The organism is Streptomyces sp. B1I3 (assembly GCF_030816615.1).
Classification (GTDB): domain Bacteria; phylum Actinomycetota; class Actinomycetes; order Streptomycetales; family Streptomycetaceae; genus Streptomyces.
Genome location: NZ_JAUSYD010000001.1, coordinates 2,896,428 through 2,920,911, shown reverse-complemented (window position 1 = coordinate 2,920,911; position 24,484 = coordinate 2,896,428). Strand labels below are relative to the sequence as shown.

Sequence of the window (24,484 nt, the reverse complement as noted above, 5' to 3'; positions counted from 1 at the left end):
GCCGGTGTCTACGCTACGCGGAGCGGAAGTGGTGGTAGCGGTGGTGGACGGCGAACCCCATGCCGTCGTACAGCGCGAGCGCCCCCTCGTTGTCCGTCTCGGCCTGGAGCCAGGCAGCGGACGCGCCCTCCTGAAGCGCCTTGCGGGCCAGCGCCGTCATCACGGCCGTCGCGAGACCACGGCGCCGGTACTCGGGACCCACCTCGACGGCCATGAAGCCCGCCCAGCGGCCGTCCACCACACACCGGCCGATCGCGGCGGGCGCCTGTCCGGGGCTGTCACCCGGGACGGTGGCGAACCACACCGAGGGGCCGCTGCCCAGCACCTTCAGCACATGGGCGCCCGGAGTGTGCCCCGGGGCGCCGAAGCGCCGGTACCGCGAGAGCCACGCCTCGTCCGCCGTACGGGCGGTCCGCACGGCCCGGACGTCCGCGTCCCGGTCACCGAGCGGCGCCAGCGCGGCGATCCGCACCTCGGCCGACACCTCGCGCCGCCACCCGCACTCCTCCAGGTCCGCGCAGAGCCGCTCCTGCGTGCCCTCACCGCCCGTGGAGGTCTGGACGTAGGCGGGCAGGCCCCGCTCCCCGTACCACTGCCGGACCCGCCGCAGTGCCTCGCCGAGCGGCATCCCCGGATCACCGAGCGGGAGCACGGAATTCGCGCGGCGGGTGAATCCGCCGGCGGCGCGCAGCTGCCAGTCACCCAGCGGTTCGCTCTCCACGGGCTGCCAGGCACGTGCGGTGACGTGGGCCAGCTCGTCGGAGGAGGCGGCAGGGCCACGCCGGCGGGCGGGGGCGGCGGGAACGACCTTGCCCGCGACCAGCGACGATTCCGCGATGCGGACGGTTTCGCCGTTCTTCGGAGTGATGGACAGGACGCCGTTGTCCCACGATGTGAGAACCCCGACCGTGTCGGTGAACTTCGCCCCTGCCTCGGAGGCATCGACGACGCGCCGTACGGACACGCGTTTGCCCACGTCAGCAGGCGTCATGCGAACCTCGAGTCGTCCGCCGATGGTGAATTCCACAGCTCTGTTTGCCCCTCCTGTTCGGATCGTGCCCCGGAACGGAGATACTAGGGGCGGGCATCGACGACGCCGCGCTCCCGCGCGAGAGCCAACGCCCTACCGAGGAGGAACGACAGCGTGACCTACGTCATCGCGCAGCCTTGTGTCGACGTAAAGGACAAGGCCTGCATCGAAGAGTGCCCCGTCGACTGCATCTACGAGGGCCAGCGGTCCTTGTACATCCACCCGGACGAATGCGTCGACTGCGGAGCCTGTGAGCCGGTCTGCCCGGTGGAGGCCATCTTCTACGAGGACGACACCCCGGAGGAGTGGAAGGACTACTACAAGGCGAACGTCGAGTTCTTCGACGACCTCGGCTCGCCGGGTGGCGCGTCCAAGCTGGGCCTCATCGAGCGCGACCACGCGTTCATCGCCGCTCTGCCGCCGCAGAACCAGTAGCAGCGGCACCACGAGCGCCGCCCGGTCCCGTACGGCTCTTCCCCGTGCGGGACCGAGGTGTTTCCCGGCCCGTGTCCCCCGCGAAAGCCCGTATGAGAAAGCAGAGTTCCGTGTCTGCAGCAGCCCCCGTCTCCTCCCGTCTGCCCGTCTTCCCCTGGGACAAGCTCGCGCCCTACAAGTCGACGGCCGCCGCCCACCCGGACGGCATCGTGGACCTGTCCGTCGGCACGCCCGTGGACCCGGTGCCCGAACTGATCCAGCGGGCGCTCGTCGCCGCAGCCGACAGCCCCGGCTATCCGACGGTGTGGGGCACGTCGGCCCTGCGGGACGCGCTGACGGGCTGGGTGGAGCGCCGGCTCGGCGCGGTCGCCGTGACGCACGAGAACGTCCTGCCGGTCGTCGGCTCCAAGGAACTGGTGGCCTGGCTGCCCACCCAGCTCGGACTCGGTGCGGGCGACAAGGTGGCCTACCCCCGGCTCGCCTACCCGACGTACGAGGTCGGCGCCCGGCTCTGCGGCGCCGAGCCGGTCGTCTACGACGACCCGACCGAGCTGGACCCGGCGGGACTCAAGCTGCTCTGGCTCAACTCGCCGTCCAATCCCACAGGCCGCGTGCTGGCGAAGGACGAGCTGACCCGGATCGTCGCGTGGGCGCGTGAGCACGGTGTCCTGGTGTTCAGCGACGAGTGCTACCTGGAGCTCGGCTGGGAGGCCGACCCCGTCTCGGTGCTCCACCAGGACGTGTGCGGTGGTACCTACGAGGGCGTCGTGGCCGTCCACTCGCTCTCCAAGCGGTCCAACCTGGCCGGCTACCGCGCGGCCTTCGTCGCCGGCGACGCGGCCGTGCTCGGCGAGCTGCTCCAGATCCGCAAGCACGGCGGGATGATGACCGCGGCGCCGGTCCAGGCGGCCACCGTGGCGGCGCTGGGCGACGACACGCACGTGGCCGAGCAGCGTGCGCGGTACGCGCGGCGGCGTACGGCCCTGCGGGCGGCGCTGGAGGCCCACGGCTTCCGGATCGAGCACAGCGAGGCGAGCCTCTACCTGTGGGCCACGCGCGACGAGCCCTGCTGGGAGACCGTGGCGTACCTGGCCGGGCTGGGCATCCTCGTGGCACCGGGCGACTTCTACGGCCCCGCAGGGGAGCACTTCGTACGGGTGGCGCTGACGGCGACGGACGAGCGGGTGGACGCGGCGGTCAAGCGGCTGTCCTAGTGCGTCGACCGGTGTGACCGGTTTCGTCCGGCGCTTCGTTCGCTGTGACCGGTTTCATCCGGCGCTTCGTTCGCTGTGACCGGTGTGACCGGTGTGACCGGATCCGGCGGGAGCGACCGGTCGTGAGTCGCTTCGATCGCCGGCCGCCACGCCGAGGGGGCCCGGGGAGTGCGCACTCCCCGGGCCCCCTCGTGCGCCGGTGGCTCAGCCGATCGGCAGGCCACTCGTCGGAAGACCCTTGGTGGGCAGTCCGCCGGTGGGCAGGGAGTCGCTCGCCAGCCGGCCTTCCGCCGCGGTGCCGGCCTTCTTGACGGTCCTGCCGGCCGTGTTGCCGGCGGCCGGGAGGGTGGTGCCGACGAACTTGCCGCCGGTCTGGTTCGCCACGTCGGCGCCCTGCTTCGCGGCGGAGTCCAGGGTGCCGGTGACACCCGCGCCGTCGAGCGAGGTCAGGCCGCCGAGGGCGGGGGTCTGCGGGAGCCCCGCGGCACCCGCGGCGCCGGCCGCACCGACCACGGGGGCAGCACCTGCGGCGATCAGCAGCGCGGCACGGGCGATCCGGCGGGTCAGGGGGAGGGACATGATGCTCCTTCGACGGGACTTCTACGGGTTCACGGCAGATGGGAATCTGCCCGTCCGGTGATCGGACGCACTGAACAACCGGTCCGGGGGCGGGGAAGGTTGCGGGCCGCCGAGGTAAAGACTGGGTAATGCGTCAGATAATCCGCACGAGGGGGAGCCGAGTGGGTGACGTGCGGAGCGGTCACCTGATGAACCGTCACTTCTGCTGTCGCGCAAGGGAACGAGCCTGATCCGGCGGGACCGGGGGAGCACCGGCGCGGACGGCTGTGGGTGCACGAACGGATGGCTCGTACGGATGACGTCCCGTACTACTGAGCGAGCTTCATCCGGACCGTGGTGGTGCCCGATTCCTTACGTTCCGTCCGCCAGCCCGCGTCCGCCGTCCACACCCGCCCGGCGTACGAGACCGCCTCGATCCGCAACGTGCCCGCGCGGGCGACCGCCCAGTGGGCGAGCTCCCAGCCGCGCCGGGAGGCTCCGCCACCGGCCTCCATGGCCGAAGGGACCGGTACCGAGACCGTGCCCGCGGACGCGGCGCCCGCCGTCCCCGTGGCGGGGAGCACGTCCTTCCCGAAGGAGCGCACCAGATCGGCCCGCACCTCGGCCGCGTCCCCCGGGCCGGCGGCGGTCGCCGTCGTGGGCGAGCAGGTCAGGGCGGCCGGGGCGCGGCCCGTCAGCGCGGCGGACAGCAGTGTGGCATCCGGCTCGTGCTTGGCGTACGCCTGCGGGAACCCGCTCTTCTGCACCCGCTGCGCAGCGACGGTCAGGGGCAGCCGCGAATAACCGGGGACCTCGGCCAGGTGCGCGTAGAACTCCCCGGACGCGTGGACCGGGTCGAGGATCTCCGCGGGAGTGCCCCAGCCCTGTGACGGGCGCTGCTGGAAGAGGCCGAGCGAGTCCCTGTCGCCGTGGTCGATGTTGCGCAGCGCGGATTCCTGCAGTGCGGTGGCCAGCGCGATGGTCACCGCGCGCTCGGGCATTTTGCGGGTGGTGCCCACGGCGGAGATCGTCGCGGCGTTGGCGGCCTGCTCGGGGCTCAACTCGTACGTGCGCCCCTCGCCCCCGTCGGCGGAGCGCACGGTGCAGTGGGGCGCCCCCTCGCGGCCCGTGACGTACTGGACGGCCACGTAGCCGGCCAGGGCCACGAGCACGGCGAAGGCGGCCGCGGTACGCATGAGGCGGCTGCGGCGGGTGGGAGAGGCGGTCCAAGGCACGGAGCCACCGTACTGGAGGGTAGGGCCGGGGCCGGTACCCCAAGTCGCTTAGGCTCGTGGTCATGTACGGACACGCGCTCGACCTCGCCCTGGACGGCCCGGAACTCACCGCCCGGCTCGTAGACTTCCCGTCGGTCAGCGGGCAGGAGAAGGACCTTGCCGACGCCATCGAGGCCGCCCTGAGCCCGTTGCCGCACCTGACCGTCGACCGGTACGGCAACAACGTCGTCGCCAGGACGCGGCTGGGCCGCGCCGAGCGCGTCGTCCTCGCGGGTCACATCGACACCGTCCCGATCGCCGGCAACGTGCCGTCGCGGCTCGACGGGAACGGCGTGCTGTGGGGGTGCGGGACCTCGGACATGAAGTCGGGCGTGGCGGTCCAGCTGCGGATCGCGGCGACGGTGCCGGAGCCCAACCGCGATCTGACCTTCATCTTCTACGACAACGAAGAGGTCGCCGCCCACCTCAACGGCCTCGGCCACGTCGCCGACGCGCACCCGGACTGGCTGGACGGAGACTTCGCCGTCCTCCTGGAGCCGTCCGACGGAGAGGTCGAGGGAGGCTGCCAGGGCACGCTCCGGATGCACCTGCGGCTGGAGGGGGAGCGGGCGCACTCCGCACGCGGCTGGATGGGGTCCAACGCCATCCACGCGGCGGCGCCGGTGCTGGCCCGGCTGGCCGCCTACGAGCCGCGCCGCCCGGTCGTCGACGGCCTGGAGTACCGCGAGGGACTCAACGCCGTGGGCATCGAGGGCGGCGTCGCCACCAACGTCATCCCGGACGCCTGCACCGTCGTGGTCAACTACCGCTACGCTCCCGACCTCACGCCCGAACAGGCCGAGGCCCACGTCCAGGAGGTCTTCGCGGACTGCGGCGTCGCCGAGTTCACCGTCGACGACCACTCCGGCGCGGCGATGCCCGGCCTCTCGCACCCCGCGGCCAAGGCGTTCATGGAGGCGGTCGGCGGCACGGCACGGCCCAAGTTCGGCTGGACGGACGTCTCCCGGTTCGGGGCGCTCGGCATCCCCGCGGTCAATTACGGCCCCGGCGACCCGATCTACGCGCACAAGCGGGACGAGCACGTGGCCGTCGAGCGGATCACGCACTGCGAGGAGCGCCTCCGCTCCTGGCTCACCAGCTGACGCACGGCATTCCCCTGCGTGTAACCTCCGCCGCTCTACGCTGAGGCGACACACGCACATCGCAGGTCGGCGGAGGGAGCAGGTCATGGGCAACCCGGAGGACGCACGGATCCCCGAGGGCGCGCAGGTCCCTGAGGGCGCGGTACAGCCCGAGGAACAGCGGATGGGCCCGGTTCTGCGCCGCAGGGACCAGGTGCAGCCGGGCACGACCGACCAGCGGCTGCTGGACTCCGAGGGCGACTCCGAGTGGGTGCACACCGACCCGTGGCGGGTCATGCGGATCCAGTCGGAGTTCGTGGAGGGCTTCGGCGCGCTGGCCGAGCTGCCGAGCGCCATCAGCGTCTTCGGCTCCGCCCGCACACCGGCCGGCGGACCGGAGTACGAGGCGGGCGTGCGGATCGGCAGGGCGCTGGTCGAAGCCGGGTTCGCGGTCATCACGGGCGGTGGTCCCGGGGCCATGGAGGCGGCGAACAAGGGGGCGAGAGAAGCCAAGGGCGTATCCGTCGGTCTCGGTATCGAGCTGCCGTTCGAGTCCGGCCTGAATCCACATGTCGACATCGGCGTCAACTTCCGCTACTTCTTCGTCCGCAAGACGATGTTCGTCAAGTACGCCCAGGGCTTCGTCGTCCTGCCGGGCGGCCTCGGCACGCTGGACGAGCTCTTCGAGGCGCTGACGCTCGTGCAGACGGGCAAGGTGACGCGTTTCCCGATCGTGCTGTTCGGTACGGCGTACTGGAGCGGACTGGTGGACTGGCTGCGGGACACGGTGGTCGCGGGCGGCAAGGCGTCCGACACGGACCTGATGCTGTTCCACGTGACGGACGACGTGGACGAGGCGGTCCGGCTCGTGACGAAGGAAGTCGGGCGCTAGGGCGTGTTTCGAAAGTCCCGCCTGCCCGGGGGCGTCTGGCACGCACGCTCGCCGCGTTGTCGGGATCACCCCGATACACCCGGTATCGGGGCGACCCTCCGCCTTGCGATCGCACGCACCAGACGCCCCCGGGCCTGCCCTTCGGGCAGACGACGCTCCTTTCGAAACACGCCCTAGGTGTATTGATCACGAGCGTTGTTGACACGGGGGTCTTGATCAAAGGCGAAGACCTCCGGTGTGGTGGAGCTGTCTAGGACTGCACCGCACCGGAGGTCTTCGTGTCTCACCGTAATGCCCGGCTGACTGTTCACGGCAGGCGACTGTTGATCCAGCGGGTGCGGCGCCGGGGCACGCGTCCGGCGTGATCCGGGCGGGAGGCCGGGGGCCGGTCCGCCCGGCCGGGGCCGGGGCGGGGCGCCGGTACGGAGGCGGTGGGGGCAGGCGTCCGTGACCCCGCGCCACGTTCCGCGTCCGCCACCCCTGCCCCGCTCCGGCCCCTCTTCGCCCGTCCGGGCCTACGCCAGCCCCCGCCGTGCCACCGCGGGGGGCCGGTGGCCCGCGATGGACGCCACCATGTCCAGAACCTGCCGGGTCTCCGCCACCTCGTGCACCCGGTACACCTGGGCGCCCAGCCACGCCGACACGGCCGTCGTCGCGAGCGTCCCGATCACCCGTTCCTTCACCGGCCTGTCCAGCGACTCCCCGACGAAGTCCTTGTTGGAGAGCGAGACCAGCACCGGCCAGCCCGTGGCCGTCATCTCGTCGAGCCGGCGCGTCGCCTCCAGCGAGTGCCGGGTGTTCTTACCGAAGTCGTGACCGGGGTCGATCATGATCCCGTCCGGCCTGACGCCGAGCGCCACGGCCCGCTCGGCAAGGCCCACGGTCACCCGCAGGATGTCCGCCATCACGTCGTCGTACGTCACCCGGTGCGGCCGGGTACGCGGCTGTGCGCCGCCCGCGTGCGTGCACACGAGGCCCGCTCCGTACCGCGCGGCGACCTCCGCCAGCTTCGGGTCGACACCGCCCCACGCGTCGTTCAGCACGTCCGCCCCGGCCTCGCAGACGGCCTCGCCCACGTCGTGCCGCCATGTGTCGACACTGATGACCACGTCCGGGTGGCGGCGGCGCACCTCCGCGACGAAGCCCACCGTCCGGCGGGCCTCCTCCTGGGCCGACACCTCCTCGCCGGGACCGGCCTTCACCCCGCCGATGTCGATGATCGCGGCGCCTTCCGCGACGGCCTCCTCGACCCGGGAGAGCGCGGGCTCGTCGTGGAACGTCGCCCCCTGGTCGTAGAAGGAGTCGGGGGTCCGGTTCACGATGGCCATGATCACCGGTTCGTGCGGCCCGAACTCCCGCCGCCCCAGCCTGAGCGCCCCGCTTGGCATGCCTTGTTCCTCCTAGGTAGGTCGCCTGCGACCTTAGGCCGTCGTCCGGACCGTGCCCGGCCCGGGCGGGACCACGCAGGCCCCGCCCGGCCCGACCCGAACGAACGACCCTAACCGTCAGTGGCGCATGGCACGATCTGACCGGACAGGTTTCCGCTCCCGGGGAGATGCACGTGTTCTGGTTCTTGCTGCTCACGATGGCCGTGGTGGTGGCCGCGGTGACACTGGCGGTGGTCGGCGGAGGCGGAAGTGCGGTGCTGCAGGACGTCGAGCCCGAGCGGCTCACCGACCCGCTGCCGACGAACCGCCCGGTCGGCCGCGCCGACGTCGAAACCCTGCGGCTCCCCATGGCGGTGCGCGGCTACCGCATGACGGACGTGGACGAGGCGCTGGGCAGGCTCGGCGCCGAGCTCGCCGAGCGGGACGCCCGCATCGCCGAGCTGGAGTCCGCCCTCGCCGGGGCTCAGGCGACCGCGACGGGCGGTCCCGATCTGTTCAAACGGCCGGGAGAGCCCCTCAGGGGTGAGAACGGCCGGCAGGCCGAGGAGGACGAGCGATGAGCGACTCCCGGCCCGCACCGGACGGCGGTCTGCGCTGCCCCTGGGGCCTGTCCACGGAGGACTACCTCGCCTACCACGACACCGAGTGGGGCCGCCCCGTACACGGCGACGACGCCCTCTTCGAGCGCCTCTGCCTGGAGGCCTTCCAGTCCGGACTCTCGTGGCTGACGATCCTGCGCCGCCGCGAGGGCTTCCGCAGCGCCTTCGCCGGATTCAAGATCTCCGCGGTGGCCGAGTTCACCGACGCCGACAAGGAGCGGCTCCTCGCCGACGCCGGCATCATCCGCAACCGCGCGAAGATCGACGCGACGCTCGCCAACGCCAGGGTGCTGGCCGGCTGGGGCGAGGGAGAGCTCGACGCACTCGTCTGGTCGTACGCCCCCGACCCGGCCGGCCGGGTCGCTCCGCGCACCCTCGAAGACGTTCCGGCCGTCACCCCGGAGTCCACGGCGCTGGCCAAGGAGCTCAAGAAGCGGTCCATCCGGTTCGTCGGCCCCACGACCGCGTACGCCCTGATGCAGGCGTGCGGCCTGGTCGACGACCATCTGGCCGACTGCGTGGCCCGGGGCGGCCGGTAGCGGCTGCCCCGGGCCACGCCGCCGTCACGCGCCGAGGTACTTCGGCCGCCGCTTGGCGAGGAAGGCCTCGACCGCGATCGTGTGGTCCTGCGACGCCCCAGCACGGGTCTGGAGCTCGTCCTCCTTCTCCAGCGACTCGGCCAGCGTGTGTCCCGCGCCGTAGGCCATGGAGGCCTTGAGCGCCGCATAGGCCACCGTCGGCCCTTCCGCCAGCGCGCGGGCCACCGCCAGGGCCTCGCCGGCCAGGTCGGCCGCCGGGACGACCTTGTTCGCGATGCCCAGTTCGTACGCCTCCTGTGCGGAGATCGAACGAGGGAAGAACAGCAGGTCGGCGGCGCGGCTCGCGCCGATCAGGCGAGGCAGGGTCCAGGAGACGCCCGAGTCGGCGGTCAGTGCCACGCCCGCGAAGGACGTGTTGAAGGCCGCGGTGTCGGCGACCACGCGGTAGTCGGCGGCGAGGGCGAATCCGAAACCGGCTCCCGCCGCGACCCCGTTGACGCCCGCGACCACGGGCTTCTCCATCTCGGTGATCGCCCGCACGATCGGGTTGTAGTGCTCGCGCACGGTGCTCAGGGCGTTGCCGCCCTCCGCTCCGCGTGACTCGGCGAGCTTGGAGACGTGTTCCTTCAGGTCCTGGCCCACGCAGAAGGCGCGCCCGGTCGCGGTCAGCAGAACCGCCCGTACGGCGGTGTCGTCCGCGACGGCCCGCAGCGCGTCGCGGAGCGCGACCTTGGCCGCGGTGTTCATGGCGTTCATCGCGTCGGGGCGGTTGATCGTGATCGTCGCGAGCCCGTCGCTCACGTCGGTGAGCACGGCGTCAGCCATGGTGTCGGCCAGGTCGGCCATCGCTGGGTCTCCTTACGGCTCCGGCATTGTGCCTGTCCACGCAAGCATGGCCGACGCCGGCGGGACGGTATATGTGACCTGCGTCTAACGATTGGCTCTCGGCTGAGGGGCGGAGGCGGCGCAGTATCGCAGCCGGATCGCCGAATTGGGTGGTTTTGGCAGAGCGCGTTGCGCAAGCGATGCCGACCGATGTTGGTCATCGGGGTCTTCGATGCGGGATAATGCGGAGGAAGCATTGTGTTCGACGCCGGTGAGGCAGCGCCTGTCATGGAGCCGCCGGTTGCGATGAGCTGGTTTCAGGAAGGGGAACGAGCATGGCGGCCATGAAGCCGCGGACGGGCGACGGCCCGCTCGAGGTGACAAAGGAGGGGCGGGGCATCGTCATGCGCGTTCCGCTCGAAGGCGGCGGTCGGCTTGTCGTCGAGCTGACTCCGGACGAGGCCGATGCACTCGGCGACGCCTTGAAGAAGGTCGTCGGCTGAGGCGGAGGCGCCCACACTTCACCACTGCCCCGGCACGGATCCCGTGCCGGGGCAGTGGTGCGTCCGGAGCCGGACGGTCCGCCGCTCCCCGGCGGGGCGGCGGGCACCCGGGCCTCAGCCGCGCCGTACCGCACACAGCAGCCCGTCGCCCACCGGGAGCAGCGTCGCCATGAGTTCCTGGCTCTCCCGCACGGCCCGCAGCAGTTCGCGCAGGCGCAGCACCTCGGCCGGCTGTGCGGCGGAGTCGATCGTGCGGCCGTCCGCGAAGACGCCCTCGAAACAGACCAGACCGCCCGGCCGCAGCAGGCGCAACGATTCAGCGAGGCAGTCCATGCTCTCGAGCCGGTCGCCGTCGCAGAAGACGAGGTCGTACCCGCCGTCCGCGAGCCGAGGCAGGACGTCGAGGGCACGCCCCGGAATGAACCGGGAGCGGTTCGTGGCGAAGCCGGCCGCCCGGAACGCCTCGCGGGCGAACTGCTGACGCTCCGGTTCCGGGTCGACGGTGGTCAGTACGCCGTCCGGGCGCATCCCCTGGAGCAGGTAGATGCCCGACACGCCCGTCCCCGTGCCGATCTCGGCCACCGCTTTGGCGTCCGCGGTCGCCGCGAGCAGGCGCAGAGCGGCGCCGGTGCCCGGGGACACCGAACGGAGCCCTGTCTCGTGAGCCCGGTCCCGGGCCCAGAGCAGAGCTTCTTCCTCGGCGACAAAGGCGTCGGCGAACGCCCAGCTCGTCTGCCGGTTGGCGGTAATGACCCTCTCCTGTCCCCGTAGTTGGCGCAACGGTGACTGTATCGGCTGGACCCGGGAACCCGCAGATGGGACCGGGCGTTAGGAAGGAGCGAGGGAAAACACCTGGACCGGGCCCCGTGACCGGGGACGGGAAGGTGCCCCTCGGCCCCCGGGAGACCGGGCACCAGCAGGGAATAAAGGCTTATCCGGAGCTAACGGGCGAGGTGGCTATGGTAGGGGCTCCACTGGACACCACCAGAGCCGATAGGGGAGGTGCGGCTGCGCCTGTGGATCGGGGAGGAGTGCTGCGGCGCTTTCTCAGGTCGGCGGGTGAGCCGAAATCCGTGACCAACATTGCTGACCGTTCTTCCGACGTTTCCGCACCGACCGCGACCTTCGCCTCTGATGCGGATTCTCAGGCGTGGACCCCGCCCTCATGGGAAGAGATCGTCAGCACCCACAGCGGTCGCGTGTACCGCCTCGCCTACAGACTGACGGGTAATCAGCACGACGCCGAGGACCTCACGCAGGAGGTCTTCGTCCGCGTCTTCCGTTCGCTGTCGACGTACACGCCCGGCACCTTCGAGGGCTGGCTGCACAGGATCACGACGAATCTCTTCCTGGACATGGTCCGCCGCAAGCAGCGGATCCGCTTCGACTCGCTCGGCGACGACGCGGCGGAGCGTCTGCCGAGCCGCGAGCCCTCCCCCCAGCAGGTCTTCAACGACACGCACTTCGACGCGGACGTGCAGCAGGCGCTGGACACCCTCGCGCCCGAGTTCCGTGCCGCGGTCGTGCTCTGCGACATCGAGGGTCTCTCGTACGAGGAGATCGCCGCCACGCTCGGCGTCAAGCTCGGTACGGTGCGCAGCCGCATCCACCGCGGCCGCTCCCACCTGCGCAAGGCACTGCAGCACCGTTCGCCCGAGGCCCGCGCCGAGCAGCGTTCCCTGGCGGACGCGGTCCTGGCAGGGGAGGGCGGATCGGCGTGAGTGGCACAGGTCCGACCCCCGCGGAGCAGCACCTGGGGGACCGGCTCGCCGCGCTCGTCGACGGTGAGCTCAAACACGATGCCCGGGAGCGGGTCCTCGCCCATCTGGCGACCTGTTCCAGGTGCAAGGCGGAGGCCGACGCCCAGCGACGGCTGAAGAGCGCCTTCGCCACCGCGGCGCCTCCCTCCCCCTCCGAGGGCTTCCTCGCCCGCCTGCAGGGCCTTCCCGGGGGCACAGGCGGTAGCGACGACGACCGGGGCGACCCCTTCGCGGGCGGCAGGCGTTTCGGGGACGGGGTCTTCCCCGTCCTGCAGCACCCCGGCGGGCGTGCGGAGTTGGGCGCGGGATCCTCGCCCCTGAAGGGCCTGGGCTACCTCCCCACCGCTCACGCCTCGACCGCCGTGCTGCCCGGCGGCCCGCCGGATTCCGTCTTCCGTGTCCACGGGGTCGGCCGCGAAGCCGACCGTTCCCCCTGGCGTGCCCGGCGCTTCGCGTTCGCCGCGGCCGGTGCCGTCTCCCTTGCGGCCATCGCGCTCGGTGGCACCCTGCCGCTCGACTACGGCCCCGAGGCACCGCTCAGCGCGGAAGGCGCCGGCACCAGCGTGACCCCGCTCGACGCCGACGCACGCACCGGGCGTGCCGGCGCCGTGGCCAGCCGGAGCGGCGGCGGCTCACTCTCGGCCGGTGGCGGTCCGGGCGCGTCGTCCCCGCCCACCGGGCCGGTGCTCGCCGCCGCGCCTTCCCTGCTGAGCACCACGGCCCTCACCGGCCACACCCTCGCCTTTCCCGTGCTGAACGTGTCGGTTCCGCCGCTGATACGTCCCACCGACGCCGGCCCGCTGTTCACGGCAGCCCTCGGCGGAGGCGCGGACCCGAGACCGGCCGTGCCCTCCGCGACGGCCTCCGCCTCGCAGGCGCCCCGCGACCGGGTGATACCGCTTTCCCCTCTGCGCTGACCGGGGACGCCTGCGCGCGGATTCGCGAACCTGATTGAATTCGCGGCAGGAACGCCCCTGTGGGGGCGTGCAGAGGCCAGTGGCGGGGAGAGCATGGACGACGGGAAGCCCAGCGGGCCGAAGGCGAAGTGGTGGAGCCGTCCCCCCGCAGGACGGAACCGCCCCGCCGAACGTGCGGACGCGGAACCCGTCGCGCAGGAGAGCGCCGCCGTCCATGACATGGCGGCGGAACCACGAGCGGCCGCCGAGGCCGCCGACGAGGTGCTCGCGCCGCTGCCGGCCGAGGAGATCCCCGCGCCGCTGCGGGCCGAGGAGCCGCTCGCATTCCCGGACCGCCCCGGGGAGTCGCTCCCGCCCGCCTCGCACTCCGCCGCGCAGTCGTCCCTCCCCGCGCACCCGGCCGGGGGGCCGCTGGTCCCCGCTCCCTCGGCCGGGGAGCCGCCGGTGCCTGGCTCGGGACGGCAGCCGCGGCACGCGCCCGACGAATACAGCACCCCGCCCTACGGCGGCCCGGGCCCCTGGGCCCCGGCACCGCCCGTGCAGCGCCCGGTGCCCACCCCCGCCCACGGCACCCCCGTGCCCCCGTCCTACCCGGGGGCGAACGGCCACCCGCCGACGGCGCCCCCGCCCGCCCCGGAAACCGCCGTCCCGGCGCCCGGTGAGGCGTACGCCGCACAGATACCCGGTGAGGCGTACGCGGCCCACATACCTGGTGAGGCGTTCGCGGCCCCGGGCTCCACGCCGTCGGCGCAGCCGCACCCGCTTCAGCAACACCTGCCCCGGCCCAGCGGGTACCAGCAGCCCCAGGGGCAGCCGCAGGCCCCCTCGCAGTGGGTGCGCTACGACCCGTGGGGCGCGCCCCAGCAGCCGCTGCGCCACTCCGGCCCGCCTCCCGGGACCGCGATCCGGCCTCGCCGGAGCCGCCGGGGCTCCGCGCTGGCCGGTGCCGTCCTGCTCGCTCTCGTCGCGGGCGGGATCGGCGGAGGGATCGGTTCCTACGTCGAGCGCAACGGCGGGCTGACCACCGTCGAACTGCCCCAGGCCGACCGCGACAACGGCGACCGCGCGCCCGACAGCGTCGCGGGCATCGCCTCCAGCGCGCTGCCCAGCGTCGTCACCCTGCACGTCAGTGGCTCCGCGGAGTCCGGCACCGGCACCGGCTTCGTCCTCGACGACAAGGGCCACATCCTCACCAACAACCACGTGGTCGCCCCGGCCGGCTCCTCCGGCGACATCACCGTCACCTTCAGCGGGGGAGAGACCGCCCCCGCCGAGGTCGTCGGCAAGGACAGCGGTTACGACCTGGCCGTCGTCAAGGTGAGAGGAGTCTCCGGGCTCAAGCCCCTGCCACTCGGCAACTCCGACAACGTGCAGGTGGGTGACCCCGTCGTGGCCATCGGCGCACCCTTCGACCTGTCCAACACGGTCACCTCGGGCATCATCAGCGCCAAACAGCGCCCCATCACCGCGGGCGGTGAGAAGGGCGACGGCACCGACGTCAGCTACGTCGACGCCCTGCAGACCGACGCCCCGATCAACCCCGGCAACTCAGGGGGCCCGCTCGTCGACGCCGACGCCCGGGTCATCGGCATCAACAGCGCCATCCGCGCCGCCGACAGCGGCTCCGGTCCCGACGGCGGCCAGTCGGGCTCCATCGGCCTCGGCTTCGCGATACCGATCAACCAGGGCAAGCGGGTCGCCGAGGAGCTGATCAACACGGGCAAGGCCACCCACCCGGTGATCGGCGTCACGCTCGACATGGAGTACACCGGCGACGGAGCCAAGGTCGGCGGCAAGGGAGCGGAGGGCGGCGCCGCGGTCACCGAGGGCGGGGCCGCCGACGACGCGGGCATCCGGGCGGGCGACGTCATCACCGAGGTGGAAGGCCGGCGCGTGCACAGCGGCGAGGAGCTCATCGTCAAGATCCGGGCCCACCGGCCGGGCGACCGGCTGGCCCTCCGGCTGACCCGCGACGGCGAAGAGCTGTCCATGACGTTGACGCTGGGCTCGGCGAGCGGCACCTGACGGACACCGGAAGGTACCGCCGGGACAGCTCGGCCGGGTACCGTGGAGCCGGTCCGGGCCCTTGACGACCTGGCGGCGGAGAACCGCGAGAACGCAGGGAACACGCAGAGGACACGAGGAGCAGCAAGGTGTTCAACGACATAGGCGCACTCGAGCTGCTGACGCTCGTGGTTCTTGCCGTGCTCGTCTTCGGCCCCGAGAAGCTGCCGAAGGTGATCCAGGACGTCACGCGCACCATCCGGAAGATCCGTGAGTTCTCGGACAGCGCCAAGGAGGACATCCGTTCCGAGCTCGGTCCGCAGTTCAAGGACTTCGAGTTCGAGGACCTCAACCCGAAGACGTTCATCCGCAAGCAGCTCTCGGACGGCAACGACGACCTCGGTCTCAGGGAGATCCGCGAGAGCTTCGACCTGCGCAAGGAAATGGCGGAGGTCACCGATGCGGTGAACGGCCGCGAGAGTGCGCCGTCGGCTGACGGCGTGGCGTCCGCGGGCGCCACGCCCGACCTCCTCAAGAAGCCCGCGCAGCCGGCCGGGGACGAGCGGCCGCCCTTCGACGCAGACGCCACCTGAGGCCCGTCCGTCCCGACTCGTCCGCCCACCCGGGGCCGGTCAATCCCGGCTCGTGCGGACGGTATGGCTATTCTCCATCTGTCCGGTACCGAGGTCGCCCACGTCCCAGCGGGCGGCCCGCTCCGGATCATCGACAGATCGAGGAGGCGGCCGGGCAGTGGAGACGACGAGTCGGGTAGGGACGGACGGTGCGTCCCGCGCAGTCACCGCGAAGGGAGCGCCGACGGCCCGGCGTGATGTCGACGGCTATCTCAAGGCGCCGTTCCCCTGGTACGGGCTGGACGAGGCCTACACCGGCCCGCGCTGGCTCATGAGCGTCGCCGCCGCGGCGGACGGCACGGTGCAGCACGGATCCACCGGGCACGGCGAGGAGCCCGTGGTGCGGGCCGACGCGGGCGCGGAGAGGTCGCGTTTCGCGGTGGTCGTGACCGTGGGCAACAGCCCGGTGCGGCACAGCGGGGACGGTACGGGAGTGCTGGAGGCCACCACGGTCTCCTCCGCGGCGTGGCTGGCCGGCTCGTCCCTGCTGGCCTACACCTGGCCCCCTCAGATGGACCACATCCTGCGCGGCGAATGGCTGGACCAGCAGACCGAGACCGCCTTCGAGCTCGCCGACGACCTGGGTCAGGCACCCTGGTCGTCGCTGTCGCTCCCGGTGGACGGCGTGCCGGTGGACTTCCACTACCGCGAGTCGGAGTTCGGCTGGGTGCTCGCGGGCTCGGCCCCGGACGGGGTGTACATCGGCGCGTACGGGCGCGGCATGAGCGCCTACGGCCTGGGCTTCTCGGTGATCGGCGACATCGCGTCGTACGGCGACCGGGCGTCGTACGGCCACTGAGCGTCGTACGGCGGCCGGGCGTCGTACGGCGGCCGGGCGACGGCGCGACCGGGCGACGCGCCTCGCGCACACGGGAAGGGGCGGTCTCCGCGGAGACCGCCCCTTCCCGTGTGCACCGCTCTCAGAACTTGTTGCGCGGCGTGAGCCCCAACGACATGCCGGACAGGCCGCGCTGACGGCCTCCCAGCCGCTCGGCGATGGACCGCAGTGCCGCGCCGGCGGGGGAGTCGGGGTCGGACAGGACGACGGGCTTGCCCTCGTCGCCGCCCTCACGCAGGCGTACGTCGATCGGGATCGAGCCCAGGACCGGCACCTCGGCGCCGACCGTCTTCGTCAGTCCGTCGGCGACCCGCTGCCCGCCGCCCGAGCCGAACACGTCGACCATCTCGTCACAGTGCGGGCACGGCATGCCCGACATGTTCTCGACGACACCGACGATCTTCTGGTGCGTCTGCACGGCGATGGATCCGGCCCGCTCGGCGACCTCCGCCGCGGCCTGCTGGGGCGTCGTGACGACCAGGATCTCGGCGTTGGGCACGAGCTGTGCGACGGAGATCGCGATGTCACCGGTGCCCGGCGGCAGGTCGAGCAGGAGGACGTCCAGGTCACCCCAGTACACATCGGCGAGGAACTGCTGCAGCGCGCGGTGCAGCATGGGTCCGCGCCACACCACCGGGGCGTTGCCCGGGGTGAACATGCCGATCGAGATGACCTTCACGCCGTGCGCGGACGGCGGCATGATCATGTTCTCGACCTGGGTGGGCTTGCCGTCCGCGCCGAGCATCCGGGGAACGCTGTGCCCGTAGATGTCCGCGTCCACCACACCGACCTTGAGTCCGTCGGCCGCCATCGCCGCCGCCAGGTTCACGGTCACCGAGGACTTGCCGACGCCGCCCTTGCCGGACGCGACCGCGTAGACCCGGGTCAGCGAGCCGGGCTTGGCGAACGGCACCTCGCGCTCCGCCGTGCCACCGCGCAACGAGGAGGCGAGGTCCTTGCGCTGTTCGTCACTCATCACGTCGAGGGTGACCTCGACCCGTGACACGCCCTCGACACGGGCCACCGCGTCGGTCACGTTCTTGGTGATCGTCTCGCGCATCGGGCAGCCGGAGACCGTGAGATACACGGTGACAGCGACTACACCGTCAGGATCGATCTCGACCGATTTCACCATGCCCAGTTCGGTGATCGGTCGGTGGATCTCCGGGTCGTTCACTGTCGCCAGTGCTTCACGCACCGCGTCTTCCGTAGCCATACCGACGATGGTACGGCGCCGGTGCCTACGCGTGGGTAGCCCTTCAGCGGTCGCCTTCGTCACTCTCCACCGGGAAGAGGACCCGGCGCTCCTCCATGTCCTTCATCATCGCCTCCAGTTCCGAGCGGATCCAGTCCCGGGTGGCGACCTCCCCGAGGCCCATCCGCAGCGCCGCGATCTCCCGTGAGAGGTATTCGGTGTCCGCGATCGAGCGCTCGTTCTGCTTCCGGTCCTGCTCGTGGGTGACGCGGTCCCGGTCGTCCTGGCGGTTCTGCGCGAGCAGGATCAACGGTGCCGCGTACGAGGCCTGGAGGGAGAGCATCAGGGTCAGGAAGATGAACGGGTACTCGTCGAACCGGAGGTGTTCCGGGGCGAAGATGTTCCACACCACCCACAGGATGATGATCAGGGTCATCCAGACGATGAACCGTCCGGTGCCCAGGAAGCGGGCGATCCGCTCCGAGAACCGGCCGAACGCCTCGGGGTCGTACTCCGGCAGCAGCCGGCGCCGCGGGGCCTTCGGCTGGTCGAGCCGGGGGCGGGGAGGACGCACGATGCCCGAGGCACCCGACGGTCCGGCCTTGGCACGGTCCTCAGCGGCCACCCGCGATCCCCTCCTCGCCCTGGAAGTCGGTCTCCCGCCAGTCGTCCGGCAGCAGGTGGTCCAGCACGTCGTCGACGGTCACCGCGCCGAGCAGCGAGCCGCTCTCGTCGACCACGGGCACCGAGACCATGTTGTAGGCGGCCAGATGGCTGGTCACGGCGGGCAGCGGGGTGTCCGGGGCCAGCGGCACGAGATCGCTGTCGACGATCGAGCTGACCAGCGTGTACGGCGGATCGCGCAGGAGCCGCTGGAAATGCACCGTGCCCAGGTACTTGCCGGTCGGGGTCTCGTCGGGTGACCGGCAGACGTACACCTGGGCGGCCAGCGCGGGGGACAGGTCCTGCTGGCGGACCCGGGCCAGCGCGTCCGCCACGGTCGCGTCGGGCCGCAGGATGATCGGCTCGGTCGTCATCAGCCCGCCCGCCGTCCGCTCCTCGTACGCCATCAGCCGCCGTACGTCGGCCGCGTCGTCCGGCCGCATCAGCGCCAGCAGCCGTTCCTTGTCGGCCTCCGGGAGTTCCGAGAGCAGGTCGGCCGCGTCGTCCGGGTCCATCGCCTCCAGGACGTCCGCCGCGCGGTCCTCCTTGAGTTTGCCGATGATCTCCACCTGGTCGTCCTCGGGGAGCTCCTCCAGCACGTCCGCCAGCCGGTCGTCGTCCAGGGCCGCGGCCACCTCGGCCCGGCGCTTGGGCGACAGGTGGTGGAGGGCGTTGGCGACGTCGGTGGGGCGGAGCCGTTCGAACGTGGCGACCAGGCTCTCGGCGCCCTGCCCGTTCTCCTCCAGCGAGAACCCGCTGATCGCCGACCACTCCACGGTCAGCGTCTCGCCCTTGCGGCGCAGTGCGCCACCCCGTCCCTTGCGTACGAAGAACTTGTCGATCTCCCAGTCGCGGCGGGCCGGAAGCTGCTGGATGGCGACGTCGAGGACGGTGACCTCCTCGCCGCTCTCCACCAGGCGCACCCGGCGGTCAAGGAACTCACCGAGGACGAGTCGCTCGGTCGGGCGCTGCTCGAAGCGCCGCATGTTGACCACGCCGGTGGTGATGACCTGACCCGACTCGACCCCGGTCACCCGGGTGATGGGCAGGAAGATCCGCCGCCGGCTCACCACCTCGACCACCATGCCGAGCAGCCGTGGCGGCCGGCCGCCCACCCTGAGCATCGCCACCAGGTCACGGACCCGGCCGACCTGGTCGCCATTGGGGTCGAACACCGGTACGCCGGAGAGGTGCGAGACGAAAACCCTGGGAGCGCCTGCCGCCATCCTGTGCGCCTCCTCCGTGCTTCGCGTCCTCCTCACCAGTGATCAGGCTAGCCCGTCACGGCCGGGCGTGCCCCGGCGGACCGTCCGTACGGAGCCGGGCCGAAAGGCGTACGCGGCACAGGTACGCTGCGGTCTGCCACCCCGCGACACACAGACGAGAGGCAGTGCGCCCGTGACCTCTTCCGCCCCGGCCGCCCGGGCTCATCGCCGGACCGCTCTCGCCGTGGTGCTCTGCGCGGGGCTGACCGCCGCACTCACCGCCTGCGCAGGCGAGGACCCGGACAAGGGGACCAACGGCGTCGGCAAACTGAGCGCGGCGGAGATCGACAGCAAGGCGCGGGCGGCGGCAGCGGCATCGGACGCCGTGCGGCTGACGGGCAAACTGGTCAGCAAAGGCGGCACGTACACCCTGAACATGCAGCTCAGCGCGGACGGGGGCACCGGATCGGTCACCTCGAGCCGGCGCACGTTCGCGCTGCTGCGGATCGGTGACGAGCTCTTCCTCAAGGCCGACGCCGGCTTCTGGAACCACGACGGCGACGAGGAGAGCGACCGGGCCGCCGCCGACAAGCTCCAGGGCAAGTACGTCAAGGTTCCCGAGGACGACCCCACCTACAAGCAGCTGCGCGGCTTCACGGAGAAGAAGACCCTCCTCGACGGGGTGCTCACGCTGCACGGGAAGGTCAACAAGGGCGACCGCGACAGCATCGGCGGGGTCCGCACCGTGCAGATCATGGGCGGAAAGGGTGAGGGTGGCACGCTCGACGTCTCCCTGAAGGGCACGCCCTACCCCCTGCGGGTCGCCAGGGGCGGCGGGGGCGGCACCCTCACCCTCGCCGACTGGGGCGAGACCTTCCCCCTCGAGCCGCCGCCCGAGGACGACACCGTCGACTACGGCGGCCAGCTCCCCCGGTCCTCCGGCTGACGGACGCCGTCCGTCAGCGCCGCCCGCGGCGCTTCAGCAGCAGCCGGTGAAGCGCCGCGGGCGCGGGCTGACGGGTGGTCGCTCCGGTGGGCAGGGGAGGGACGGCCAGCGAGCTGTCCGGGAGCTCCGTACGGGACGCCCCGGGAGTCAGCCGCAGGACCCGGCACTCGCGCGCCCACCGCTCGGGCATCCGCTCGGCGTCGGGCGCGTTCAGCCGTTTGCCCTTGAGCTCGGCGACCGCGGCCTCCCACTCCTCGGAGTGCGGCTCCAGCACGGCGACGACGGCGGTCCACGCGACGATCCGGCCGCCCTTGTCCTTGCTGCGGACGGTCACCTCGGCGGTGGCGCCGGCGTCCAGCCCGGCGGGGAGCGGCTGCTCCCCCGGACCGTCCCCGACCAGCACGGCGGCGCCCTCGTGCCACACGTGCCACAGCGCCCGGGCGGGGCCGGAGCCCCGCACCCAGACCAGGCCGGACTTCTTGGTGGCCTCCTCGACGAGGGCCTGACCAAGCAACGCGTCAGCAGGAGTCATGGACTGAACTCTATTGGGTCTTTCCGGCAGAGGTCCTAGAGCCAGCCGTTGCGCTTGAGTGTGCGGTGGATGGAGAAGCAGACGACGCCGATGACGCCCATCACCATGGGATAGCCGTAGGTCCACCGGAGTTCGGGCATGTGCTTGAAATTCATGCCGTAGACGCCGCAGATCATCGTCGGTACGGCGACGATGGCCGCCCAGGACGTGATCTTGCGCATGTCCTCGTTCTGCGTGACGGTCGCCTGCGCCAGGTTGGCCTGGAGGATCGAGTTCAGGAGCTCGTCGAAGCCGATGACCTCCTCGTGCACCCGGGCCAGGTGGTCGGCCACGTCACGGAAGTACTTCTGGATGTCGGGGTCGATCAGCCGCATCGGACGCTCGCTCAGCAGCTGCATCGGCCGCAGCAGCGGCGACACGGCCCGCTTGAACTCCAGTACCTCGCGCTTGAGCTGGTAGATCCGCCCCGCGTCCGCTCCGCGCGGACTGCCCTTGGCCGGGGTGGAGAACACGTCGATCTCCACCTCGTCGATGTCGTCCTGCACGGACGAGGCCACCGCGATGTAGCCGTCGACGACATGGTCGGCGATGGAGTGCAGGACGGCGGAGGGGCCCTTGGCGAGCAGTCCGGGGTCGTCCTGGAGCCGGTGGCGCAGGGCGCGCAGCGAGCCCTGCCCGCCGTGCCGCACGGTGATGACGAAGTCCCTGCCGGTGAAGCACATCACCTCACCGGTCTCCACGACCTCGCTGGTCGCGGTGAGTTCGGCGTGCTCCACGTAGTGGATGGTCTTGAAGACGGTGAACAGGGTGTCGTCGTACCGCTCGAGCTTGGGCCGCTGGTGCGCGTGGACCGCGTCCTCCACGGCGAGCGGGTGGAGGCCGAACTCCCGTGCGATCCCGGCGAATTCCTCCTCGGTCGGCTCGTGCAGGCCGATCCAGGCGAACCCGCCCTCCTCGCGTACCCGCAGCATCGCCTCGTGAGGGGTCCGGCAGCCGTCCGCCGTGAGCCGGCGTCCGTCCCGGTAGACCGCGCAGTCGACGACGGCGCTCGAGGCGGACGGATCACGGGTGGTGTCGTAGCTGTTGTACGGGGTGTTGCTCTTGCGCAGGGACGGGCGCACGGCGGCGCGCAGGTCACGGATCATCGACATGGCTGGCTCCTTCACGGAGGGCCGTCGGCGGGGCGTGGAACAGCCCGGAATGGGGACGTGCGCTCACGTCCGCAAAGCGGGCGGCACCGCGCAGGCGCGATGACGGCGTTCGCTACAGACAGGCAAAAACGAGGTGCTCTTCCGTTGCGCGAACTGCCGCGGGTACGTCCGGGAAGGGCGTCAGACCACAGGAGGAAGGCGTCGTGCGGAAGAACGATCGGTACTGCACGGTCGACTTGGATCCACCGCAGCCCCACCTCCTCCGGCCGGTCCCCCGTGGGGGATCACGTGTTGTCAGGACTGAGAGCGACGCTTCTGCGTGCTGTCCCGACCGACGGCCCAGGCTATCAGCCGCCTCGGGCCCAATTCCGTCCTTTGCCCGTTCGAGACGCGTTCTATGCTCGCGGTATGGGAGAAATTCTTGATCTGGTCGAGGCGCGGCTCCGCACGGCTCTCGGGGAACCGGACGCACGCGCCGATGTGACCTTCCTCGGCACGGACCGCATCGAGGTGCTCCGCTTCGTCGACGGTGAGGTCGTGCGCTACGCCACACTCGGCATGTCGGCCCAGCCGATGGCCGACCCCACCTCCGCACTCGCCGACCCGGTGAAGGGACCCCGGGCCGAACTCGTGCTGTCCGTACGGCTGGGGCTCGCCGACACCGACCAGGTGCTGCGCCCCCTCGCCGTGCTGGCCGCCTCCCCGCAGGTCGAGGGACTCGTCGTGGCACCGGGCGCGTCGCTGGACCTCGGCAGCCCGCTGTGGACCGGGGCGCCGTTCTCCTCCGTGCTGGTCGCCGAGCCGGGCGGCCTGGTCGAGGACCTGGAACTGGACGCGCCGATGGATCCGGTGCGCTTCCTGCCACTGCTCCCGATGACGCCCAACGAGGCCGCCTGGAAGCGGGTCAAGGGGGCGCAGGAGCTCCAGGAGCGCTGGCTGTCGCAGGGGACGGACCTGCGGGACCCGCTCCGCGCCTCCGTACCGCTGGACTGACGCGCCGCGAGCACACGGAGCCCGCCGCGCGGCCAGGAGGGCAGCCGCGGGCGGGCGGAACGGGGCCGTGTGATCAGTCGGCGAAGACCGTGACGCCGTCCTCGGTGGCGTGCCGCTCGGCCAGTTCCCCGGCCTCGTGGGTCAGTGCCCCGCGCCGGGCCACGACGACCAGGGCCCCGGCGAGGGCGGCGATCGCGGCCACGACGAACGGGACGTGGATGTCGCTCCACTCCTCGATCTTCGGGGCGAGGTACGGGGCCGCGGCCGCGGCGAACCAGCGGACGAAGTTGTAACCGGCGCTCGCCACCGGGCGAGGTGCGTCCGACACGCCGAGGGCCAGTTCGGTGTAGACGGTGTTGTTCATGCCGATGAAGGCGCCGGAGACGATGGTGCAGACGACGGCCGTCGTGTGGTTGCCGTAGCCGAGGATCACCAGGTCGGCGGCGAGCAGCACCAGCGAGGTGCCGAGCACCTTCAGCGAGCCGAAGCGCCGTTGCAGGCGCGGGGCGACGAGCACGGAGAAGACGGCGAGGAGCAGGCCCCAGGCGAAGAACACCGCACCCGACTTGTACGGCGTCATGTTCAGCACGAACGGGGTGAAGGCCAGGATGGTGAAGAAGGCGTAGTTGTAGAAGAACGCCGAGGCCGCCACCGAGGCCAGACCGCGGTGGCCCAGCGCCCTCACCGGGTCGAGGAGCGAGGTCTTGCGGGCGGGCCGCGGCTGCTCCCCGAGGAACGCGGTGATGCAGAGGAACCCGATCGCCATCAAGGCCGCGGTGCCGAAGAACGGGTAACGCCAGCTGGCGTCACCGAGCAGGGCGCCGACCAGCGGCCCGCAGGCCATGCCGAGGCCGAGCGCCGACTCGTACAGCAGGATCGCCGCCGCACTGCCTCCGGCGGCGGCTCCGACGATCACCGCGAGGGCGGTCGAGACGAACAAGGCGTTGCCCAGGCCCCAGCCGGCCCGGAAGCCGACCAGTTCGGCGACGGACGAGGAGGTGCCGGAGAGGGCGGCGAAGACGACGACCAGCGCGAGGCCGGCCAGCAGCGTCCTGCGTCCGCCGATGCGGCTGGAGACGAAGCCCGTGACGAGCATCGCGACCGCCGTGATCAGGAAGTACGAGGTGAACAACAGGGACACCTGGCTGGGCGTGGCCTCGAGCCCCTTGGCGATGGACGGCAGGATCGGGTCCACCAGGCCGATCCCCATGAAGGCCACGACCGAGGCGCCCGCCGTGGCCCAGACGGCCTTCGGCTGGCGCAGGATGCTGGTCGCCCCTTCGTCGAACGGATCCTCTCCCCGCATGGG

The 24,484-nt window shown here is 71.6% G+C and carries 26 protein-coding genes; 14 read left to right on the top strand and 12 right to left on the bottom strand.

Annotated elements, in window-relative coordinates; translation table 11 throughout:
* Nucleotides 1–13 precede the first annotated feature (13 nt).
* On the bottom strand, nucleotides 14–1,027 hold the full coding sequence (locus QFZ58_RS13180) for a GNAT family N-acetyltransferase (protein ID WP_307125113.1): 1,014 nt from the start codon (nucleotides 1,025–1,027) through the stop codon (nucleotides 14–16).
* Nucleotides 1,028–1,144: 117 nt separating this feature from the next.
* On the opposite strand from QFZ58_RS13180, the gene fdxA reads away from it, so the two are divergent.
* Nucleotides 1,145–1,465, top strand: coding sequence for a ferredoxin (gene fdxA / locus QFZ58_RS13175; protein ID WP_018956287.1), 321 nt, complete (start codon nucleotides 1,145–1,147; stop codon nucleotides 1,463–1,465).
* Nucleotides 1,466–1,575: 110 nt separating this feature from the next.
* Nucleotides 1,576–2,679, top strand: a complete 1,104-nt coding sequence (locus tag QFZ58_RS13170) for a bifunctional succinyldiaminopimelate transaminase/glutamate-prephenate aminotransferase (protein ID WP_307125112.1) — start codon at nucleotides 1,576–1,578, stop codon at nucleotides 2,677–2,679.
* 204 nt (nucleotides 2,680–2,883) lie between these two features.
* Here QFZ58_RS13170 and QFZ58_RS13165 read toward each other — a convergent pair whose 3' ends face one another.
* Together QFZ58_RS13165 and QFZ58_RS13160 are read right to left on the bottom strand one after the other, a co-directional pair.
* On the bottom strand, nucleotides 2,884–3,258 hold the full coding sequence (locus QFZ58_RS13165) for an ATP-binding protein (protein WP_307125111.1): 375 nt from the start codon (nucleotides 3,256–3,258) through the stop codon (nucleotides 2,884–2,886).
* Between the two features lie 308 nt (nucleotides 3,259–3,566).
* Nucleotides 3,567–4,472 carry a hypothetical protein gene (locus tag QFZ58_RS13160; RefSeq protein ID WP_307125110.1) on the bottom strand — a complete coding sequence of 302 codons (906 nt, stop codon included), beginning with the start codon at nucleotides 4,470–4,472 and terminating at the stop codon, nucleotides 3,567–3,569.
* 62 nt (nucleotides 4,473–4,534) lie between these two features.
* Here QFZ58_RS13160 and dapE point away from each other — a divergent pair, with 62 nt between their 5' ends.
* Entirely contained in the window at nucleotides 4,535–5,614 is a 1,080-nt protein-coding gene (dapE, locus tag QFZ58_RS13155) for a succinyl-diaminopimelate desuccinylase (RefSeq protein ID WP_307125109.1), read from the top strand.
* An 85-nt stretch (nucleotides 5,615–5,699) separates the two neighbouring features.
* A complete protein-coding gene (locus tag QFZ58_RS13150) occupies nucleotides 5,700–6,485 on the top strand; it encodes a TIGR00730 family Rossman fold protein (RefSeq protein ID WP_307125108.1) in 786 nt (261 codons plus the stop codon).
* Nucleotides 6,486–7,000: 515 nt separating this feature from the next.
* Here the strand turns inward: QFZ58_RS13150 and folP are convergent.
* Nucleotides 7,001–7,873, bottom strand: a complete 873-nt coding sequence (folP, locus tag QFZ58_RS13145) for a dihydropteroate synthase (RefSeq protein ID WP_307125107.1) — start codon at nucleotides 7,871–7,873, stop codon at nucleotides 7,001–7,003.
* A gap of 167 nt (nucleotides 7,874–8,040) precedes the next feature.
* On the opposite strand from folP, the gene QFZ58_RS13140 reads away from it, so the two are divergent.
* Both QFZ58_RS13140 and QFZ58_RS13135 read left to right on the top strand, forming a co-directional pair.
* Nucleotides 8,041–8,433, top strand: a complete 393-nt coding sequence (locus QFZ58_RS13140) for a cell division protein DivIVA (protein ID WP_307125106.1) — start codon at nucleotides 8,041–8,043, stop codon at nucleotides 8,431–8,433.
* Nucleotides 8,430–9,011 carry a DNA-3-methyladenine glycosylase I gene (locus tag QFZ58_RS13135; RefSeq protein ID WP_307125105.1) on the top strand — a complete coding sequence of 194 codons (582 nt, stop codon included), beginning with the start codon at nucleotides 8,430–8,432 and terminating at the stop codon, nucleotides 9,009–9,011. Before QFZ58_RS13140 ends, QFZ58_RS13135 begins: the two co-directional genes overlap by 4 nt.
* A gap of 24 nt (nucleotides 9,012–9,035) precedes the next feature.
* Here QFZ58_RS13135 and QFZ58_RS13130 read toward each other — a convergent pair whose 3' ends face one another.
* On the bottom strand, nucleotides 9,036–9,836 hold the full coding sequence (locus tag QFZ58_RS13130) for an enoyl-CoA hydratase/isomerase family protein (RefSeq protein WP_307128848.1): 801 nt from the start codon (nucleotides 9,834–9,836) through the stop codon (nucleotides 9,036–9,038).
* Nucleotides 9,837–10,171: 335 nt separating this feature from the next.
* Here QFZ58_RS13130 and QFZ58_RS13125 point away from each other — a divergent pair, with 335 nt between their 5' ends.
* Nucleotides 10,172–10,339, top strand: a complete 168-nt coding sequence (locus QFZ58_RS13125) for a DUF3117 domain-containing protein (protein WP_003966491.1) — start codon at nucleotides 10,172–10,174, stop codon at nucleotides 10,337–10,339.
* A gap of 114 nt (nucleotides 10,340–10,453) precedes the next feature.
* Here QFZ58_RS13125 and QFZ58_RS13120 read toward each other — a convergent pair whose 3' ends face one another.
* Entirely contained in the window at nucleotides 10,454–11,119 is a 666-nt protein-coding gene (locus QFZ58_RS13120; protein ID WP_056793956.1) for an O-methyltransferase, read from the bottom strand.
* Between the two features lie 179 nt (nucleotides 11,120–11,298).
* Between QFZ58_RS13120 and sigE the strand changes: the two genes are divergently transcribed.
* From sigE to QFZ58_RS13095, 5 genes are all read left to right on the top strand, one after another.
* Entirely contained in the window at nucleotides 11,299–12,060 is a 762-nt protein-coding gene (gene sigE, locus QFZ58_RS13115; RefSeq protein ID WP_307125104.1) for an RNA polymerase sigma factor SigE, read from the top strand.
* Complete coding sequence (locus QFZ58_RS13110; protein ID WP_307125103.1) at nucleotides 12,057–13,016, top strand: anti-sigma factor; 960 nt, start codon at nucleotides 12,057–12,059, stop codon at nucleotides 13,014–13,016. Before sigE ends, QFZ58_RS13110 begins: the two co-directional genes overlap by 4 nt.
* Before the next feature lie 93 nt (nucleotides 13,017–13,109).
* Complete coding sequence (locus QFZ58_RS13105; protein ID WP_307125102.1) at nucleotides 13,110–15,041, top strand: trypsin-like peptidase domain-containing protein; 1,932 nt, start codon at nucleotides 13,110–13,112, stop codon at nucleotides 15,039–15,041.
* A gap of 128 nt (nucleotides 15,042–15,169) precedes the next feature.
* Nucleotides 15,170–15,613: a sec-independent translocase gene (locus QFZ58_RS13100; RefSeq protein ID WP_307125101.1), complete on the top strand. Its 444-nt coding sequence runs from the start codon at nucleotides 15,170–15,172 to the stop codon at nucleotides 15,611–15,613.
* Between the two features lie 157 nt (nucleotides 15,614–15,770).
* Nucleotides 15,771–16,451 carry a hypothetical protein gene (locus tag QFZ58_RS13095; RefSeq protein ID WP_307125100.1) on the top strand — a complete coding sequence of 227 codons (681 nt, stop codon included), beginning with the start codon at nucleotides 15,771–15,773 and terminating at the stop codon, nucleotides 16,449–16,451.
* Nucleotides 16,452–16,572: 121 nt separating this feature from the next.
* Here the strand turns inward: QFZ58_RS13095 and QFZ58_RS13090 are convergent, their stop codons facing one another.
* Genes QFZ58_RS13090 through QFZ58_RS13080 form a run of 3 tightly spaced genes read right to left on the bottom strand, consistent with a single transcriptional unit; the run spans nucleotide 16,573 to nucleotide 19,574 of the window.
* A complete protein-coding gene (locus tag QFZ58_RS13090) occupies nucleotides 16,573–17,706 on the bottom strand; it encodes an Mrp/NBP35 family ATP-binding protein (protein WP_307125099.1) in 1,134 nt (377 codons plus the stop codon).
* Nucleotides 17,707–17,749: 43 nt separating this feature from the next.
* Nucleotides 17,750–18,310: a DUF1003 domain-containing protein gene (locus tag QFZ58_RS13085; RefSeq protein WP_307125098.1), complete on the bottom strand. Its 561-nt coding sequence runs from the start codon at nucleotides 18,308–18,310 to the stop codon at nucleotides 17,750–17,752.
* On the bottom strand, nucleotides 18,300–19,574 hold the full coding sequence (locus tag QFZ58_RS13080; RefSeq protein ID WP_307125097.1) for a magnesium transporter MgtE N-terminal domain-containing protein: 1,275 nt from the start codon (nucleotides 19,572–19,574) through the stop codon (nucleotides 18,300–18,302). Before QFZ58_RS13080 ends, QFZ58_RS13085 begins: the two co-directional genes overlap by 11 nt.
* Nucleotides 19,575–19,746: 172 nt before the next feature.
* On the opposite strand from QFZ58_RS13080, the gene QFZ58_RS13075 reads away from it, so the two are divergent.
* Nucleotides 19,747–20,499, top strand: a complete 753-nt coding sequence (locus QFZ58_RS13075; protein ID WP_307125096.1) for a hypothetical protein — start codon at nucleotides 19,747–19,749, stop codon at nucleotides 20,497–20,499.
* A gap of 13 nt (nucleotides 20,500–20,512) precedes the next feature.
* Here the strand turns inward: QFZ58_RS13075 and QFZ58_RS13070 are convergent, their stop codons facing one another.
* Together QFZ58_RS13070 and QFZ58_RS13065 are read right to left on the bottom strand one after the other, a co-directional pair.
* Nucleotides 20,513–21,031, bottom strand: coding sequence for a hypothetical protein (locus tag QFZ58_RS13070; RefSeq protein WP_307125095.1), 519 nt, complete (start codon nucleotides 21,029–21,031; stop codon nucleotides 20,513–20,515).
* A gap of 35 nt (nucleotides 21,032–21,066) precedes the next feature.
* Nucleotides 21,067–22,182: a magnesium and cobalt transport protein CorA gene (locus QFZ58_RS13065; protein ID WP_307125094.1), complete on the bottom strand. Its 1,116-nt coding sequence runs from the start codon at nucleotides 22,180–22,182 to the stop codon at nucleotides 21,067–21,069.
* 408 nt (nucleotides 22,183–22,590) lie between these two features.
* On the opposite strand from QFZ58_RS13065, the gene QFZ58_RS13060 reads away from it, so the two are divergent.
* Nucleotides 22,591–23,175 carry a suppressor of fused domain protein gene (locus tag QFZ58_RS13060; RefSeq protein ID WP_307125093.1) on the top strand — a complete coding sequence of 195 codons (585 nt, stop codon included), beginning with the start codon at nucleotides 22,591–22,593 and terminating at the stop codon, nucleotides 23,173–23,175.
* A 73-nt stretch (nucleotides 23,176–23,248) separates the two neighbouring features.
* Here the strand turns inward: QFZ58_RS13060 and QFZ58_RS13055 are convergent, their stop codons facing one another.
* On the bottom strand, nucleotides 23,249–24,481 hold the full coding sequence (locus QFZ58_RS13055; protein WP_307125092.1) for an MFS transporter: 1,233 nt from the start codon (nucleotides 24,479–24,481) through the stop codon (nucleotides 23,249–23,251).
* Nucleotides 24,482–24,484: the final 3 nt, after the last annotated feature.

What these genes read in the sequence shown, in the direction of transcription:
- sigE (WP_307125104.1), top strand. Translation starts at nt 11,299, where the DNA reads ATGGTAGGGGCTCCACTGGACACCACCAGAGCCGATAGGGGAGGTGCG.
- QFZ58_RS13165 (WP_307125111.1), bottom strand. Translation starts at nt 3,258, where the DNA reads ATGTCCCTCCCCCTGACCCGCCGGATCGCCCGTGCCGCGCTGCTGATC.
- QFZ58_RS13150 (WP_307125108.1), top strand. Translation starts at nt 5,700, where the DNA reads ATGGGCAACCCGGAGGACGCACGGATCCCCGAGGGCGCGCAGGTCCCT.
- QFZ58_RS13070 (WP_307125095.1), bottom strand. Translation starts at nt 21,031, where the DNA reads ATGACTCCTGCTGACGCGTTGCTTGGTCAGGCCCTCGTCGAGGAGGCC.
- QFZ58_RS13105 (WP_307125102.1), top strand. Translation starts at nt 13,110, where the DNA reads ATGGACGACGGGAAGCCCAGCGGGCCGAAGGCGAAGTGGTGGAGCCGT.
- QFZ58_RS13140 (WP_307125106.1), top strand. Translation starts at nt 8,041, where the DNA reads ATGCACGTGTTCTGGTTCTTGCTGCTCACGATGGCCGTGGTGGTGGCC.
- QFZ58_RS13130 (WP_307128848.1), bottom strand. Translation starts at nt 9,836, where the DNA reads ATGGCTGACGCCGTGCTCACCGACGTGAGCGACGGGCTCGCGACGATC.
- folP (WP_307125107.1), bottom strand. Translation starts at nt 7,873, where the DNA reads ATGCCAAGCGGGGCGCTCAGGCTGGGGCGGCGGGAGTTCGGGCCGCAC.
- QFZ58_RS13080 (WP_307125097.1), bottom strand. Translation starts at nt 19,574, where the DNA reads ATGGCGGCAGGCGCTCCCAGGGTTTTCGTCTCGCACCTCTCCGGCGTA.
- QFZ58_RS13065 (WP_307125094.1), bottom strand. Translation starts at nt 22,182, where the DNA reads ATGTCGATGATCCGTGACCTGCGCGCCGCCGTGCGCCCGTCCCTGCGC.
- dapE (WP_307125109.1), top strand. Translation starts at nt 4,535, where the DNA reads ATGTACGGACACGCGCTCGACCTCGCCCTGGACGGCCCGGAACTCACC.
- QFZ58_RS13060 (WP_307125093.1), top strand. Translation starts at nt 22,591, where the DNA reads ATGGGAGAAATTCTTGATCTGGTCGAGGCGCGGCTCCGCACGGCTCTC.
- QFZ58_RS13090 (WP_307125099.1), bottom strand. Translation starts at nt 17,706, where the DNA reads ATGGCTACGGAAGACGCGGTGCGTGAAGCACTGGCGACAGTGAACGAC.
- QFZ58_RS13125 (WP_003966491.1), top strand. Translation starts at nt 10,172, where the DNA reads ATGGCGGCCATGAAGCCGCGGACGGGCGACGGCCCGCTCGAGGTGACA.
- QFZ58_RS13135 (WP_307125105.1), top strand. Translation starts at nt 8,430, where the DNA reads ATGAGCGACTCCCGGCCCGCACCGGACGGCGGTCTGCGCTGCCCCTGG.
- QFZ58_RS13055 (WP_307125092.1), bottom strand. Translation starts at nt 24,481, where the DNA reads ATGCGGGGAGAGGATCCGTTCGACGAAGGGGCGACCAGCATCCTGCGC.